Here is a 14,626-nt window from a genome sequence, read left to right as displayed (position 1 = left end):
ACGGACGCGCGCGCGGGCGGGCCGCGCGCGAAGAATTGGTTCGACCGAGACCATGAATGACCGGGCGCCCGGGTCGGCTACGCGAAGTGAGCGGCGATGTCATACGGATGGCGGGCCACGCCGCGCTGGGGCACGGTGGAAGCATGTCGAACCACACGTATCGCGTCACCGAGATCGTCGGCACTTCTCACGAAGGCGTGGACGAGGCGGTCCGTAATGGGATCGCGCGTGCCTCGCAGACCGTGCGCAACCTCGACTGGTTCGAGGTCACGCAGGTCCGGGGGCAGATCGTCGACGGCCAGGTCGAGCACTGGCAGGTCGGCCTGAAGGTCGGTTTCCGCATGGAGGACGACGAATCCTGAGCCTCCACGGGTCGGCCCCGGGGATCCCTGGGGCGCCACGGCGTTGAACCAAGGTGTGAGCACCGTGATCGAATCGACCCGCTTCTCCGTCCTGGACCGCTCCCGCACCCGCACGGGCCACTCGGACCAGGACGCGCTGCGCGACACCGTCGCCCTGGCCCAGGACCTGGAGCGGCTCGGCTACCACCGGCTGTGGGTCTCGGAGCACCACGGTGTGCCGGGCGTCGCCGGTTCCGCGCCGACGGTGCTCGCGGCGGCCATCGCCGCGGCGACGCGCACCATCCGCGTCGGCACCGGCGGCGTGATGCTGCCCAACCACCAGCCACTGGTGGTGGCCGAGCAGTTCGGGGTCCTGGAGTCGCTCTTCCCCGGCCGCATCGACATGGGGCTCGGCCGCTCGGTCGGCTTCACGGGCGGGGTCCGCAAGGCGCTCGGCCGGGACAAGGACGATGCCGACGACTTCGCGGAACAGCTCGACGAACTCCTGGCGTTCTTCACCGGGACCTCGTCCACGGGCGTGCACGCCCGCCCCTCCGAGGGCCTGGCCGTCCCGCCGTTCGTCCTCGCGATGGGCGAGGGCGCCTCGATCGCCGCCCGCGCCGGTCTGCCGATGGTGATCGGCGACTTCCGCGCCCGCGAGAAGATGCTGCGCGGCATCGACCGCTACCGCGCCGATTTCCGCCCCTCCCCCTGGGCCGCCGAGCCGTACGTCCTGATCTCGGGAACCGTCGCCGTGGCGGGCAGCCGGCCTGAGGCGCACCGCATCCTCGCCCCGGAGGCCTGGTCGATGGCGCACTCGCGTACGCACGGCACGTTCCCACCACTGCCGCCCGTCGAACGCATCGCGGGTTTCGAGATGACCGAGAAGGAGCGGGAGCTGTACGAGTCCGGGCTGCTCGGCCACATCGTGGGCACGGAGCAGCAGGTCACCGACGAGCTGGAGATGGTGATCAAGGAGAGCGGGGCGCAGGAGGTGCTGGTGACGACCAGTACGTACGACCGTGAGGCCCTGCTGGAGTCGTTCCGCCGCCTGGCCAGGATCGCGCGCCTGACACCCCGCTGATACGTCAATCGAGCCCGAGGCCGCGCAGCAGCATCGGCAGCGACGCGTGCAGTTCGCGCTGCCAGTACGGCCAGGTGTGGGTGCCGGGGCCGTAGAAGTTGGTGGTGAGGTGTCTGGCTCCCGCCTTCTTCAGCCGGTCGGCGAGGGCGTGGTTCTGCCGGTTGAAGTCGGCCTCCAGGGCGTTGGTGGTGCCCGGCGGGTCCAGGGGGCCCGCGGTGCCGTCGCCGCAGGAGAGGTACAGGGGCAGCGACTTGAGGCGCTTGGCCAGGTAGTACGGGTCGTGGGCGGCCCAGATGTCCCGCTGCGCGACCGGGTCGCCCCAGACGCGCCGGGGATCGTTGCCCTGGTCGGCGAAGAAGCCCATGATCCGGCCCGTCGACTCGTCGTTCAGGAGTGGGTGTGCGGAGCCGGAGTAGGCAGCGGCCGCCTTGAACATTCCCGGGTGCCGGGCCGCGTACAGGAGCGCGCCCTGGCCGCCCATCGAGAGGCCCGCGACGACGCGGCGGGAGCCCGCGCCCCAGTCGCTCTCCAGGAGGCGGCGCAGGTCGCGGGTGTGGAAGGTGTCCCAGGCCGGGTCGCCGCCCTTGCCGTGGTTCCACCAGTCGCTGTACCAGCCGTTCCGGCCCGCCTCGGGCATCACGACGAGGACGTCGCGCAGGCCCTCGACGGAGGCGACGTCCGTCTGGTTCGTCCAGGACGTGTAGTCGCCGCAGCAGCCGTGCAGCAGCCACAGGGTGGGCCAGTGTTTGGTGCGGTCGCCGGGCTTCCAGCCGTCCGGCGTGAGCAGGCGGACCTTGACCGTGCGGCCGCCCAGGGCCGATGCGCGTACGGAGAGGTCCACCTGGCGGTCGGCGACCCGGGTGACGTCGACGACCTCGGCGGCGGGTCGGGCACGTGCGGCGGCGACCGCGGACGGGGCCGAGCTCAGCATGAGCAGCAGGGTGGCGAGGACGAGTAGCAGGCGTCTGGTGCGGAGGGTCAGGGCGGCGGTCACGGCGGCTCCCTCGAATCGGCCGGTTCGCATCGTCCGGCGCTTGCGTCAGTGTGTGCGGGGAAGCACCAGCAGGCCATCTCCAACAGGGCGTTCGCCGGACGCGTCCGACGGGTCGTTGATCACCTGGTCGTCGACGACCATCGTGGTCGATCCGCCGCCGTCGAGGTTGATGGCGTCCCGCAGACCGAGGGCCTTGGCGACGTCGGCGCTCTCGTTGATGCTCAGGCCGAGGGAGCCGGTGCCACGACCGTCGGCGGTGATGAGCACGGTGCGGCCTGCGGCATCCGTGCCCGCGAGGGTGCGCGGGTTCCGCTTGTGCACCCAGCCGTAGTAGAAGCTCGGGTTGCCGGGCTGCACCATGCCGTCGGTGGCCGGGGTGACGTGGCGGCGGCCGTCGCGGACGAGTTCGGGGCCACCGTTGAGGATGCTGGTCGAGCGGGAGGCGGTGAAGGGCCGACCCTTGATGTCCTTCAACCCGCCCTGGATGCGCAGCGGTTGGCCGACCTTGGCGAGGGCCGTCAGTCTCGCCGCGTACGCGCCCGTGGCCTGGACGCTGCGGCCTCCGGCGGGCAGTGCGCCGCCGCGCGGCGAGCGCACCTCGACGACGTGGCCGGTCCGGTCCAGGACGGCTTCGACGCCGTCGCCCTTCGGGGTCTGCTTACCGAACTCCGGGGTGAACGCGACGAGTTCGTCGGGGTCGGTGCAGGTGGTGTCGTGCAGCGGCCGGGCGGTCGGGGTGTCGTCGGCGGTGCCGCCGCAGTTGCGGATCAGGCCGGGGACGCGGTCGATGCCGTCGAGCGGCAGCTCCGTCCCGTCGACGCGGACGCTCCCCCGCCAGGTGAACCGCCCCACCTCGGTGCCGCGCGCCGAGTCGTGGACGACGAGGCCGGGCCGGCCGTTCACCGCCTCGCTCAGCAGGCGGCCGTTGTAGACGCCGGCGCCGGCCGGGTCGCCGGGGGCGCCCGCCTTGGGGTCGAGGACGAAGAAACCCGCGTTGACCCCGGCCGTCGCGCCCTCTGCGGCGGCCAGCGCGCTGGTGGTCTCGCGGTTCTCCAGGTCCGGTCCGTACGTGGCCTTGAGATCTCCGTCGAACCGCTTCGGGTCGATGGTGAGGACGTCGAAGCGCCAGGGGCCGCGGTCCCCCGCGTTCCCGTCCCAGCCGGTGTACCAGGCGGCTCCGGTGTGTCCGGCGGCGCGCAGGCGGGTGCGTTCGGCGGTGGCGGCGGCCTCGGTCGGGAACGTGCCGACGCGGACCCGCCAGCCGAGGGTGCCGCCCGCGTAGTCGGCGGTCGCCGCAGTGGTGACCTTCTCCGAACGGGCATCGAAGCCGTCCGTACGCAGGTCGGAGGCGAGTTCGGCGGCGCTGGCCTCGTCGTTCAGGGCGGTCGGCGGCGCGTCCGGGTCGGGCGAGCCCGCGCCGCCCGGTATGGACACCTCCACGGTCCACGCCATGGCGGGAGCGTCCGCGCCGCGCACGATCCGGGTGAGCGTCACGCCCGGCTGCAACGTGCGCGTCGTCCGCGTCTCGGACAGGTCGGCGGCGCCGAGCGGCAGGCCGCCGTGCCGAGGCACGGACGGGGCCGGTGACGGCGAGGCCGGTGCGGGTGCCGCACCCACGAGGGCGAGAGCGCACAACACCGCGCTCACGCCGAACAGTCTGCCGTTCACGAACCCCCCACTGCTCGAAGGACGACCTCCGTAACGGTGCGTGAGCCCATGACCACCAGTCAAGGCGTGTGCACATCATTCATCGGACGTTCTCCGTGCCGCCGCCGCGGCGACGTGGGTGGATCATGGAGTACGACACCGTGCCCACAGAGCCGTCCGTACGACCGGGAGCCCGCCCCATGCACCACCCCACCTCGCCCTACCCCCGCCACGACGGTCTCGTGCGGGTGCGCGGCGCCCGCGAGCACAACCTCCAGGGCGTCGACGTGGACATCCCGCGGGACGTGCTCGCGGTCTTCACGGGGGTGTCGGGATCGGGCAAGTCCTCGCTCGCCTTCGGCACGATCTACGCGGAGGCGCAGCGCCGCTACTTCGAGTCGGTCGCCCCGTACGCGCGCCGGTTGATCCACCAGGTCGGCGCGCCGAAGGTCGGCGAGATCAGCGGGCTGCCGCCCGCGGTGTCACTTCAGCAGAGCCGTTCGGCGCCGACCTCCCGCTCCTCGGTCGGCACGGTGACGACATTGTCGAACTCGCTGCGGATGCTGTTCTCGCGGGCCGGTACGTACCCGGCGGGCGCCGAGCGCCTCGATTCCGACGCGTTCTCCTCCAATACGGCCGCCGGGGCGTGCCCTTCGTGTCACGGACTCGGTCAAGTGCACCGCACCACCGAGGAGTTGCTGGTCCCGGCCCCCTCGCTGTCGATCCGCGAGGGGGCCATCGCGGCGTGGCCGGGGGCCTGGCAGGGCAAGAACCTGCGCGACGTCCTCGACGCGCTCGGGTACGACGTCGACCGGCCCTGGCGGGAGCTTGACCGGGCGGACCGGGAGTGGATCCTGTTCACGGACGAGCAGCCGGTGGTGACTGTGCACCCGGTGCGGGACGCGGGCCGCATCCACCGCCCGTACCAGGGCACGTACATGAGCGCGAACCGGTACGTACTCAAGACCTTCTCCGACTCCAAGAGCCAGTCGCTGCGCGCGAAGGCGGAGCGCTTCCTGGAGAGCACGCCGTGCCCGGTCTGCGGCGGCGCCCGGCTGCGCGCGGAGGCGCTGGCCGTCACCTTCGCGGGCCGTACGATCGCGGAGCTCGCCGGTGTGCCGCTCGCGGACCTCGCCGACCTCCTGTCCACCGAGGGCGACACGTCCGAGACGGCGCGCGTGCTCACCGAGGATCTGCGGGCCCGCATCGCCACGGTCACGGAGCTCGGCCTCGGCTACCTCAGCCTCGACCGGTCGACTCCCACCCTGTCGGCCGGTGAGCTCCAACGGCTGCGCCTGGCAACCCAGTTGAGGTCGGGACTCTTCGGAGTCGTCTACGTCCTCGACGAACCGTCGGCCGGACTCCACCCGGCCGACACCGAGTCCCTGCTCACCGTCCTGGACCGGCTGAAGGCGTCCGGCAACTCCGTGTTCGTGGTCGAGCACCACCTGGATGTGATGCGGCACGCCGACTGGCTGGTCGATGTCGGCCCGCAGGCAGGCGAGCACGGCGGCAAGGTGCTGCACAGCGGCGCGGTGGACGGGCTGCGCGAGGTCGCCGAGTCGGCGACGGCCCGCTACCTCTTCGACGACGGACCCGCCGTCGAGCGCCAAGTCCGCACGCCCACCGGCTGGTTGAAGTTGGGTCCGATCACCCGGCACAACCTGCGCGAGGTCACCGCCGCGTTCCCCCTGGGCGCGTTCACCGCCGTCACGGGGGTCTCCGGGTCCGGGAAGTCGACGCTGATCGGCGAGATCACCGAGGAACTGGAGGGTGTCGGACGGCTCGTGGTCGTCGACCAGAAACCGATCGGGCGCACCCCGCGCTCCAACCTGGCCACATACACGGGCCTGTTCGACGTCGTCCGCAAGGTGTTCGCGGCCACCGACGAGGCGAAGGCGCGCGGATACGGCGTCGGCCGCTTCTCGTTCAATGTCACCGGCGGGCGCTGCGAGACATGTCAGGGCGAGGGCTTCGTCAGCGTCGAGCTGCTGTTCCTGCCGAGTACGTACACACCCTGCCCGGACTGCGCGGGCGCCCGCTACAACCCCGAGACGCTCCAGGTCAGCTACCGGGGCCGGAACATCGCCGAGGTACTCGATCTGACGGTGGAGTCGGCGGCGGAGTTCTTCGAGGCGGCGGACGACGAGACGGCGCGGCCCGTGCTGCGCAGCCTGCGCACGCTCCTCGACGTCGGCCTCGGCTATCTGCGGCTCGGGCAGCCGGCCACCGAACTCTCGGGCGGCGAGGCCCAACGCATCAAGCTGGCCAGCGAGTTGCAGCGAGTGCGGCGCGGCCACACCCTGTACCTCCTAGACGAGCCGACAACCGGCCTGCACCCGGCCGACGTGGAGGTGCTGATGCGACAGCTGAACGGCCTCGTCGACGCGGGGCACTCCGTGGTCGTCGTCGAGCACGACATGGCGGTGGTCGCCGGGGCGGACTGGGTGATCGACATGGGACCCGGCGGCGGGGCCGAGGGCGGGCAGGTCGTGGTCGCGGGACCGCCCGCCGTCGTGGCCGCCGATGCCGCGAGCCGGACCGGGGTCTACCTGCGGCGCGTGTTGGGGTCCTGAGGGCTCGTGGCTGCCCGTGGTCGGTGCGGGGAGATGTGGTTGGCGACCACCAGCAGGTGGTCGCAGTGGGCGTCGAACGTGTCGACGTCGAGTCCGGGGTGCGGGGTGTCGAGGCGGGCGCCCATTTCCAGGGCGAAGACATCGTGGCGCAGCCGTGGGGCGGCGCGGACGTCGGGGGGATGCCAGGGGTGGCCCTCCCCGGACGCCCGGCGTGTACCGGAAAACGATGACGGGACCGGGGGTTGAGCACCACATCCGGTCCCGCCCACCCCGCGCTCTTCGCGGGACGATCATTGAAGGGTCAGCGGCTGACCTTGCGGTTCGCGCGCAGCCACTCCTTGTTCATGCTGGTGATGGAGAACAGCGGGATGCCCTTCGGGCAGGCCGTCGCACACTCGCCCGCGAGGGTGCAGCCGCCGAAGCCCTCCTCGTCCATCTGCCCCACCATGTCGAGGACGCGGGTCTCGCGCTCGGGCGCGCCCTGCGGCAGCACGTTGAGGTGGTTGATCTTCGCCGAGGTGAACAGCATCGCCGCGCCGTTGGGGCAGGCCGCGACGCAGGCGCCGCAGCCGATGCACTCGGCGTGCTCGAAGGAGAAGTCCGCGTCGGGCTTGGGAACGGGTACGGAGTGCGCCTCGGGGGCGGCGCCCGTCGGGGCCGTGATGTAGCCGCCGGCCTGGATGATCCGGTCGAAGGCCGAGCGGTCCACGACCAGGTCCTTCACGACCGGGAAAGCGGAGGCGCGCCACGGCTCGATGTCGATCGTGTCGCCGTCCTTGAAGGACCGCATGTGCAGCTGACAGGTGGTGGTGCGCTCCGGGCCGTGCGCGTCGCCGTTGATGACGAGCGAGCAGGCGCCGCAGATGCCCTCGCGGCAGTCGTGGTCGAAGGCGACCGGGTCGTCTCCCTTGAGGATGAGTTCCTCGTTGAGGGTGTCCAGCATTTCGAGGAAGGACATGTCCTGGGAGATGCCGTCCACCTCGTACGTGGACATGGTGCCTTCGGCGTCGGCGTTCTTCTGGCGCCAGACGCGCAGGGTGAGCTTCATGCGTAGCTCCGCTGAGTGGGGTGGACGTACTCGAAGACGAGGTCTTCCTTGTGCAGGGTGGGGGCTTCTCCGGTGCCGGTGAACTCCCAGGCCGCCGCGTAGGAGAACTCCTCGTCGACGCGCGCGGCCTCGCCGTCGGGGGTCTGCGACTCCTCGCGGAAGTGGCCGCCGCAGGACTCGGCGCGGTGCAGCGCGTCGAGGCACATCAGCTCGGCGAGCTCGATGTAGTCGATGATGCGGTTGGCCTTCTCCAGGGACTGGTTGAACTCCTCGCCGACGCCGGGCACCTTGATGCGCCTCCAGAACTCCTCGCGGATCTGCGGGATCCGGTCGAGGGCCTTGCGCAGGCCCGCGTCGGTGCGGGCCATGCCGCAGAACTCCCACATGAGCTCGCCGAGTTCACGGTGGAAGGAGTCCGGCGTGCGGTCCCCGTCGACGGCGAGCAGCTTGGCGAGCCGCTCCTCGGTCTCGCGCACGACCTCGACGGTGGCGGGGTGCTCGGCGTTCACCTCGTCGGTGTGCGGGTGCTTGGCGAGGTAGTCGTTGATGGTGGCCGGGAGGACGAAGTAGCCGTCCGCGAGGCCCTGCATCAGCGCGGAGGCGCCGAGCCGGTTGGCGCCGTGGTCGGAGAAGTTGGCCTCGCCGACGGCGAAGAGGCCGGGGATGGTGGTCTGCAGGTCGTAGTCGACCCAGAGTCCGCCCATCGTGTAGTGCACGGCGGGGTAGATGCGCATCGGCGTCTTGTACGGGTCCTCGTCGGTGATCCGCGCGTACATGTCGAAGAGGTTGCCGTACTTGGCCTCGACGGCCTTCCTGCCCATCCGCTTGATGGCATCGGCGAAGTCGAGGTACACACCCTGCCCGCCGGGGCCCACTCCCCTGCCCTCGTCGCACACGTTCTTCGCGGCGCGCGAGGCGATGTCACGGGGCACGAGGTTGCCGAACGCCGGGTAGATGCGCTCCAGGTAGTAGTCGCGCTCGTCCTCGGGGATCTTGTTCGCCGGGCGGTCGTCGCCCTTCGCCTTCGGCACCCAGATACGGCCGTCGTTGCGCAGCGACTCCGACATCAGGGTCAGCTTGGACTGGTGGTCGCCGGTGCGCGGGATGCACGTCGGGTGGATCTGCGTGAAGCACGGGTTGGCGAAGTAGGCGCCGCGCCGGTGGGCGCGCCAGATCGCCGTCGCGTTGGAGTTCATGGCGTTCGTCGACAGGTAGAAGACGTTGCCGTAGCCGCCGGAGGCGAGCACCACGGCGTCCGCGAAGTGCGTCTCGATCTTGCCGGTGATCAGGTCACGGGCGACGATGCCGCGCGCCTTGCCGTCGACGATGACGAGGTCGAGCATCTCGGTGCGCGGGTGCAACTCGATGTTCCCGGCGGCCACTTGGCGGCTCAGCGCCTGGTAAGCGCCGAGGAGGAGCTGCTGGCCCGTCTGGCCGCGGGCGTAGAACGTACGGGACACCTGAACGCCGCCGAAGGAGCGGGTGTCGAGGAGACCGCCGTACTCGCGGGCGAACGGCACACCCTGCGCGACACACTGGTCGATGATCTCGACGGAGATCTGCGCGAGGCGGTGCACGTTCGACTCGCGGGCGCGGAAGTCGCCGCCCTTGACGGTGTCGTAGAAGAGGCGGTGCACTGAGTCGCCGTCGTTGCGGTAGTTCTTCGCGGCGTTGATACCGCCCTGCGCGGCGATCGAGTGGGCGCGGCGCGGCGAGTCCTGGTAGCAGAACTGGACGACGTGGTAGCCCTGTTCGGCCAGCGTGGCGCCGGCGGAGCCGCCGGCGAGACCTGTGCCGACGACGATGACGGTGTGCTTGCGGCGGTTGGCCGGGTTGACCAGCTTGGCCTCGAAGCGGCGGGTGTCCCAGCGCTCATTGACCGGGCCGGCCGGGGCCTTGGTGTCGACGACCGGTTCGCCGGTGGTGTATTCCGCGTACGTAGACATCTTCCTCAGCTCACCAATCCGGTCATGACGCCCACGGGCACGGCGATGAAGCCGAGCGTGAGCAGTACGGCGAGTACGTTGCCGACGGCTTTCAGGACGCGGTCCCGGGTCCGGCTGCCGACGCCGAGGGTCTGCGCGGCGCTCCAGAACCCGTGCTGGATGTGGAGGCCGAGGGCGAGCATCGCGACGATGTAGATGACGCTGCTGTACCAGGTCGAGAACGTGTCGATGATGTTCTGGTACGGGTGCAGGTGCTCGTAGCCGCCGGGGTGCACCGTGCCGGTCGTCAGGTCGAGGATGTGCCAGACGATGAACAGGCCGAGGATGATGCCGCCCCAGCGCATGGTGCGCGTGGCGTAGTCGGAGCGCGGCTTCTTGTGCGCGTACTTGCTGGGGCGCGCCTTGTTCCCGCGGCGGCTCAGTTGGTACGCGGAGGTGGCGTGCGCGACGACGGCGACGACCAGCACCACTCGGGCGATCCACAGGCCCCACTCGTAGTGCAGGACGGGCCCGCCCATGGTGCGCAGCCAGGAGGCGTAGTGGTTGATCTCGTCGGGGCCGAAGAAGATCTTGAGGTTCCCGATCATGTGCGCGACCAGGTAGAGCAGCATGACGAGGCCGCTCACCGCCATCACGGTCTTCTTGCCGACGGAGCTGTCCCAGATCGTACGGGGCATGGACGGCCGTCGGTCCGTCCGCGTTGCCAGAGCCATGGGTCAAGACGCTAGAGCCCAAAGGCCCGATCGGTCCAAGACATGGTGCGCCTCATTTCGATAGTCAGTCTCTATCGAAGGGTTATGGTGGCCGATATGCAGTTCCAGCAGCTTCAGTACTTCGTCGCGGTCGCGGAGACCCGGCACTTCACCCGCGCCGCCGAACTGGTGCATGTCGCCCAGCCTTCGCTGTCCCAGCAGATCCGGACGCTCGAGCGGGAGCTGGGGGTCGATCTCTTCCTGCGGGCCCGGGGCAACATCTCGCTGACGGATGCGGGCGAGGCGCTGCTCCCGCTGGCGCGGCGCATCCTCGCCGACGCGGACACGGCGCGGCACGAGGTGCAGGAGCTGGCGCAGCTCAAGCGGGGGCGGGTGCGGCTCGGGGCCACTCCGTCGCTGTGCACGGGGCTGCTGCCGGACGTGCTGCGGTCCTTCCACGACCGGTACCCGGGGATCCAGCTGATGATCGAGGAGGGCGGCTCCCACGACCTCGTACGGGAACTCGCGCGCGGCGCCCTCGACCTCGCGCTCGTCGTGCTCCCGCTGCCGGCGCCCGCGCCCGCCCTGACGACGGTGGAGCTGCTGCGCGAGGAGTTGGTGGTGGTGTCTTCCAAGGACTCGCCCGCGCCGGGGCGGGGCGGGCGGAGGTCCCTGCGGATCTCCGACCTGGAGGGCGAGCGGCTCGTCATGTTCCGGCACGGGTACGACCTGCGGGAGCTGACCGTCGCGGCGTGCCGGGGTGAGGGGTTCGAGCCGGACTTCGCGGTGGAGGGCGGTGAGATGGACGCGGTGCTGGGGTTTGTGCGGGCGGGGCTCGGGGTGGCGGTGGTGCCGTGGATGGTGGCGCATCGGGGCGGGGCGGATCTGCGGGTCACCCCGCTGGCCAAGCCGGGGCTCCACCGCACGATCGCGCTCGCACACCGCTCGGACGTGGCGCCACCACGCGCTGCGCGTGAGCTTCAGCGGATACTTTTTGAGAGGCCGGCCTGAAGGTTCACGCCCCCCCGGCGCGCGGTTTCGGGGCTCTGCCCCGGACCCCGCGCCTCAATCGCCGGCGGGGCTTGATGTGTCCCGCCGGCGGAGCTTGAAGCGCTCAGCCCGTCGCGTCCGCCAGGGCCAGGTCGTGGAGGCGGTCCGGGGGGCCGGGGCGGGCGTAGTACCAGCCTTGGGCGGTGTCGCAGGCGAGGTGGCGGAGTTGCTCGGCCTGTGCGCCGGTCTCCACGCCCTCGACGGTGACCGACAGGCCGAGGCTGTGGGCGAGCGAGACGATGCCCTCGACGATCTTCAGGTCGACGGGGTCCGCGGGGAACTGCTGCATGCCCTGTGTGAACGAGCGGTCCAGTTTGAGGACGTTCACGGGCAGGCGGCGCAGGTTGGCCAGGTTCGAGTAGCCGGTGCCGAAGTCGTCGAGGGCTATGTCGACGCCCATTTCGGAGAGGCGTCGCAGGGGCTTGAGGAGGTCGTCGTCCGCGCCGATCAGGGCCGACTCCGTGACCTCCAGGCACAGCGCGTCCGGTTCGAGGCCGAAGCGCTCCAGGATGTCGACGGTGTCCGCCACCAGACCGGGGTGGGTGAGCTGCATCGGGGACAGGTTGACGTTGATGCGGAACGGGCCCGCCTCCTGGTACCGGTCCTGCCAGATCCGCGCCTGCCGGACCGATTCCTCCAGGACCCAGCGGCCGAGCGGCACGATCAGACCGGTGTGCTCGGCGAGCGGGATGAAGCGGTCGGGGCCGAGCACGCCGTGCTGCGGGTGCAGCCAGCGGACCAGGGCCTCGGCGCCGCGCACACTGCCGTCGCCGAGGTGCACCAGGGGCTGGTACTCGATGAAGAACTCGCCGCGGTCCAGGGCGGCGGGCAGCGCCGTCGTCAGGCCGTGCCGGGTGATGGCGCGGGCGTCGGCCTCGGGGTCGGCCAGCTCGTAGCGGTTGCCGCCCGCGGACTTCGCCCGGTACATCGTGATGTCGGCGCTGCGCAGCACCTCGGCGGGGCTGCGCTCGGCGGCCGGGCCCTCGACGATGCCGACCGAACCGCGCACGGTCAGCTCGCGCCCGTCGATGCGGATGGGGTCGGCCAGGGCGTGCATGATGCGCCCGGCCAGCTCGTCGACCTCGGCCTCGGTGTCCTTGCCGGTGGTCAGCGCCACGAACTCGTCGCCGCCGAGCCGCGCGACCATCTCTCCGGGGCCGGTGGCGCAGGCCTGGAGGCGGTCCGCAACCTCGACGAGGAGCCGGTCGCCCGCCGCGTGGCCGAGGCTGTCGTTGATGGTCTTGAAGCCGTCGAGGTCGAGGTAGCACAGGCCGAAGCGCATGCCCCCGCCCGCACTGAGCACCTTCTCCAGGCGCTCGAAGAACAGGGTGCGGTTGGGGAGCCCGGTGAGCGCGTCATGGGTGGCTTCGTAGCGCAGCCGCAGGTTCAGCAGGCGGCGCTCGGTCACGTCCTCCATGAGCGCCAGCTGGTACTGGGGCGCGCCGTCCGCGTCGCGCAGCAGTGACACCGTCAGGTTCGTCCACAGGGCGGTGCCGTCCGGGCGCGAGTAGGCCTTGTCCACCCGGTAGTGCTCGCGCTCTCCCTGCACCAGCTCGTGGTACTTGCGCCAGATGTGCGGGGCGTCCTCGGGGTGTGTCAGCTCGTGGGCCTTGCGCTTGAGCAGCTGCTGCCTGCTGCCGCCGAACATCCGCACCATCGTTTCGTTGACCTCGACGATGGTGCCGTCGAGGTCGGCGATCCCGATGCCGATCGCGGCTCCGTGGAACACCGCGCGAAACTTGGCCTCGCTCGCGTGCAGGGCCTCGGCGACGGCGCTGCGGGCATCGAGCGCGGCGCGCGATATGGCCTCCTGTTCAGCGCGGGTGCGCTCCCGCAGCCCGGCCGCGAACCCGGCGGCCATCGCGTGCTGGATACGGGCGCAGCGCGAGCGCAGCTTCTCCGCGTGCTCCACGCGCTCCGCCTCGCCGGAGGGTGCCGCTTCGCCGCAGTGCCGGACGAGGTGTGTCTCCACCACGTCGAGGGTCTGCGTGAGCGCCTCGGGGTCGGTGCAGTGGGCGTCGACCAGGGCCGCGCCGACGGCCTGCGCCTCCGCGCCGTCCAGGGCCTGCGCGCCGAGCGCGGTGCGCAACCGGCGTACGAGCGGCACGAGTTCCGCCTCGAACTCGTGCCGGGTCAGCGAGGTCGCCGTGACCGGGAAGATCGCCCGGCTCCAGAGCACGGCGAACTCGCGCACTCTGTCCTCGGGACCGCCCGACGCATCACCGCCGATGCCGTCGTCGGTCCGTGCCGACCTGCCCGTCCGGCCGGCTTTTCCGGCCGTGGATCCGGGGTTCGTGCCCCGGGAGGATGCAGCAGTCACGCCTTGCGCCCCACTCCCACATAGCCCGCGAAGGTGTACGGGTCCTCGTCCTCTGGGGCGGTGTCGGGCCGCCACACCGGCATCGCCACGATGCCCGGTTCGACCACCTCGTACCCCTTGAAGAACCGTTTGACCTCGTCGCGGTTCCGCATGATCAGCGGATTGCGGACATCGTTTCGATAGACGTCGACCATCCCGTCCGCCCGCTCCGTCTCTATGGGCATGCCCTCATTGGAGGCATGCGTCACAATGAGCAGGCTGCCCGGTGCGAGCGCCTCGCTGAGTTCGGCCACGGCCGCGTACGGGTCGTCGGCCTCTTCGATGAAGTGCAGTACGGCGACGAGGAGCAGTGCCACCGGCCGCTCCAGGTCGATCAGTTCGGCGACTTCGGGGCTCCCCAGGATCTCCCGCGGCTTGCGGAGATCCGCCGTGACGACTCCCGTGTGCGGGACGTCCTCGAGGACCGCCCTGCTGTGCGCGACGGCGACCGGGTCGTGGTCGACGTACACCACGCTCGCCCCGGGGCTCGCCTGCTGGGCCACCTCGTGCACATTGCCGAACGTCGGGATGCCGGAGCCGATGTCGAGGAACTGCGTGATGCCGAGCCCGGCGGCGTACCGCACGGCCCGGCGCATGAACGCCCGGTTCGCCTGCATGATCTTCGGCAGCCCCGGCAGGAACTCCATGGCCTTGCGGGCGGCCTCCCGGTCGACCTCGAAGTTGTGCGAACCGCCCAGGTAGAAGTCGTAGATACGGGACACACTGGGCACCGAGATGTCGATGCCCAGTGGGGCCCAGGCGGGACGCTGCATCAAGGTCTCCATGGCGTAGGCGTGCCGGTGTTCGAGCAGAGGCTACTGATCCACCGCCAATGGAGCGAGTCAAAACGGAAATTGACCGTCCGTTCCCGGTCACTGCCTCCGTCACG

The 14,626-nt window shown here is 70.8% G+C and carries 11 protein-coding genes and 1 pseudogene; 4 read left to right on the top strand and 8 right to left on the bottom strand.

The genetic code is table 11. From position 1 onward, the window contains the following. Positions 1 to 143: 143 nt before the first annotated feature. Complete coding sequence (locus ACWD2L_RS03870; protein WP_351330877.1) at positions 144 to 362, top strand: dodecin; 219 nt, start codon at positions 144 to 146, stop codon at positions 360 to 362. 55 nt (positions 363 to 417) lie between these two features. Further along, complete coding sequence (locus ACWD2L_RS03865) at positions 418 to 1,425, top strand: LLM class flavin-dependent oxidoreductase (protein ID WP_351330878.1); 1,008 nt, start codon at positions 418 to 420, stop codon at positions 1,423 to 1,425. Between the two features lie 4 nt (positions 1,426 to 1,429). On the opposite strand, the gene ACWD2L_RS03860 is transcribed toward ACWD2L_RS03865, so the two are convergent. Then, complete coding sequence (locus ACWD2L_RS03860; protein WP_351330879.1) at positions 1,430 to 2,449, bottom strand: alpha/beta hydrolase; 1,020 nt, start codon at positions 2,447 to 2,449, stop codon at positions 1,430 to 1,432. A 15-nt stretch (positions 2,450 to 2,464) separates the two neighbouring features. Further along, entirely contained in the window at positions 2,465 to 4,087 is a 1,623-nt protein-coding gene (locus ACWD2L_RS03855; RefSeq protein ID WP_451187162.1) for a phosphodiester glycosidase family protein, read from the bottom strand. A gap of 179 nt (positions 4,088 to 4,266) precedes the next feature. Here ACWD2L_RS03855 and ACWD2L_RS03850 point away from each other — a divergent pair, with 179 nt between their 5' ends. Next, positions 4,267 to 6,642, top strand: coding sequence for an excinuclease ABC subunit UvrA (locus tag ACWD2L_RS03850; RefSeq protein ID WP_351330962.1), 2,376 nt, complete (start codon positions 4,267 to 4,269; stop codon positions 6,640 to 6,642). 47 nt (positions 6,643 to 6,689) lie between these two features. Here ACWD2L_RS03850 and ACWD2L_RS03845 read toward each other — a convergent pair. From ACWD2L_RS03845 to ACWD2L_RS03830, 4 genes and pseudogenes are all read right to left on the bottom strand, one after another. After that, a pseudogene (locus ACWD2L_RS03845) lies at positions 6,690 to 6,911 on the bottom strand (GNAT family N-acetyltransferase); the annotation flags it as partial. Between the two features lie 32 nt (positions 6,912 to 6,943). Then, complete coding sequence (locus tag ACWD2L_RS03840; protein ID WP_351330881.1) at positions 6,944 to 7,690, bottom strand: succinate dehydrogenase/fumarate reductase iron-sulfur subunit; 747 nt, start codon at positions 7,688 to 7,690, stop codon at positions 6,944 to 6,946. Next, positions 7,687 to 9,636 carry a fumarate reductase/succinate dehydrogenase flavoprotein subunit gene (locus ACWD2L_RS03835; protein WP_351330882.1) on the bottom strand — a complete coding sequence of 650 codons (1,950 nt, stop codon included), beginning with the start codon at positions 9,634 to 9,636 and terminating at the stop codon, positions 7,687 to 7,689. Before ACWD2L_RS03835 ends, ACWD2L_RS03840 begins: the two co-directional genes overlap by 4 nt. A 5-nt stretch (positions 9,637 to 9,641) precedes the next feature. Next, the gene (locus ACWD2L_RS03830) at positions 9,642 to 10,313 is read right to left on the bottom strand and encodes a succinate dehydrogenase (RefSeq protein ID WP_351330883.1); all 672 of its coding nucleotides are present in this window, start codon (positions 10,311 to 10,313) and stop codon (positions 9,642 to 9,644) included. A 132-nt stretch (positions 10,314 to 10,445) separates the two neighbouring features. Between ACWD2L_RS03830 and ACWD2L_RS03825 the strand changes: the two genes are divergently transcribed. After that, positions 10,446 to 11,339: a LysR family transcriptional regulator gene (locus ACWD2L_RS03825; protein ID WP_351330884.1), complete on the top strand. Its 894-nt coding sequence runs from the start codon at positions 10,446 to 10,448 to the stop codon at positions 11,337 to 11,339. Positions 11,340 to 11,442: 103 nt separating this feature from the next. Here ACWD2L_RS03825 and ACWD2L_RS03820 read toward each other — a convergent pair whose 3' ends face one another. Both ACWD2L_RS03820 and ACWD2L_RS03815 read right to left on the bottom strand, forming a co-directional pair. Beyond that, positions 11,443 to 13,608, bottom strand: a complete 2,166-nt coding sequence (locus ACWD2L_RS03820; RefSeq protein WP_351330963.1) for a putative bifunctional diguanylate cyclase/phosphodiesterase — start codon at positions 13,606 to 13,608, stop codon at positions 11,443 to 11,445. Positions 13,609 to 13,694: 86 nt separating this feature from the next. Beyond that, entirely contained in the window at positions 13,695 to 14,510 is an 816-nt protein-coding gene (locus tag ACWD2L_RS03815) for an SAM-dependent methyltransferase (RefSeq protein WP_351330885.1), read from the bottom strand. Positions 14,511 to 14,626: the final 116 nt, after the last annotated feature.

This window comes from Streptomyces sp. NPDC002754 (genome assembly GCF_053592315.1).
The sequence above is the reverse complement of the archived record's forward strand: the minus strand, read 5'-3'. Positions and strand labels throughout refer to the sequence as shown.

Bases quoted from the DNA above. Each gene is read 5' to 3' on its own strand.
- ACWD2L_RS03870 (WP_351330877.1), top strand. From the start codon at position 144: ATGTCGAACCACACGTATCGCGTCACCGAGATCGTCGGCACTTCTCAC.
- ACWD2L_RS03860 (WP_351330879.1), bottom strand. From the start codon at position 2,449: ATGCGAACCGGCCGATTCGAGGGAGCCGCCGTGACCGCCGCCCTGACC.
- ACWD2L_RS03850 (WP_351330962.1), top strand. From the start codon at position 4,267: ATGCACCACCCCACCTCGCCCTACCCCCGCCACGACGGTCTCGTGCGG.
- ACWD2L_RS03840 (WP_351330881.1), bottom strand. From the start codon at position 7,690: ATGAAGCTCACCCTGCGCGTCTGGCGCCAGAAGAACGCCGACGCCGAA.
- ACWD2L_RS03835 (WP_351330882.1), bottom strand. From the start codon at position 9,636: ATGTCTACGTACGCGGAATACACCACCGGCGAACCGGTCGTCGACACC.
- ACWD2L_RS03830 (WP_351330883.1), bottom strand. From the start codon at position 10,313: ATGCCCCGTACGATCTGGGACAGCTCCGTCGGCAAGAAGACCGTGATG.
- ACWD2L_RS03825 (WP_351330884.1), top strand. From the start codon at position 10,446: ATGCAGTTCCAGCAGCTTCAGTACTTCGTCGCGGTCGCGGAGACCCGG.
- ACWD2L_RS03815 (WP_351330885.1), bottom strand. From the start codon at position 14,510: ATGCAGCGTCCCGCCTGGGCCCCACTGGGCATCGACATCTCGGTGCCC.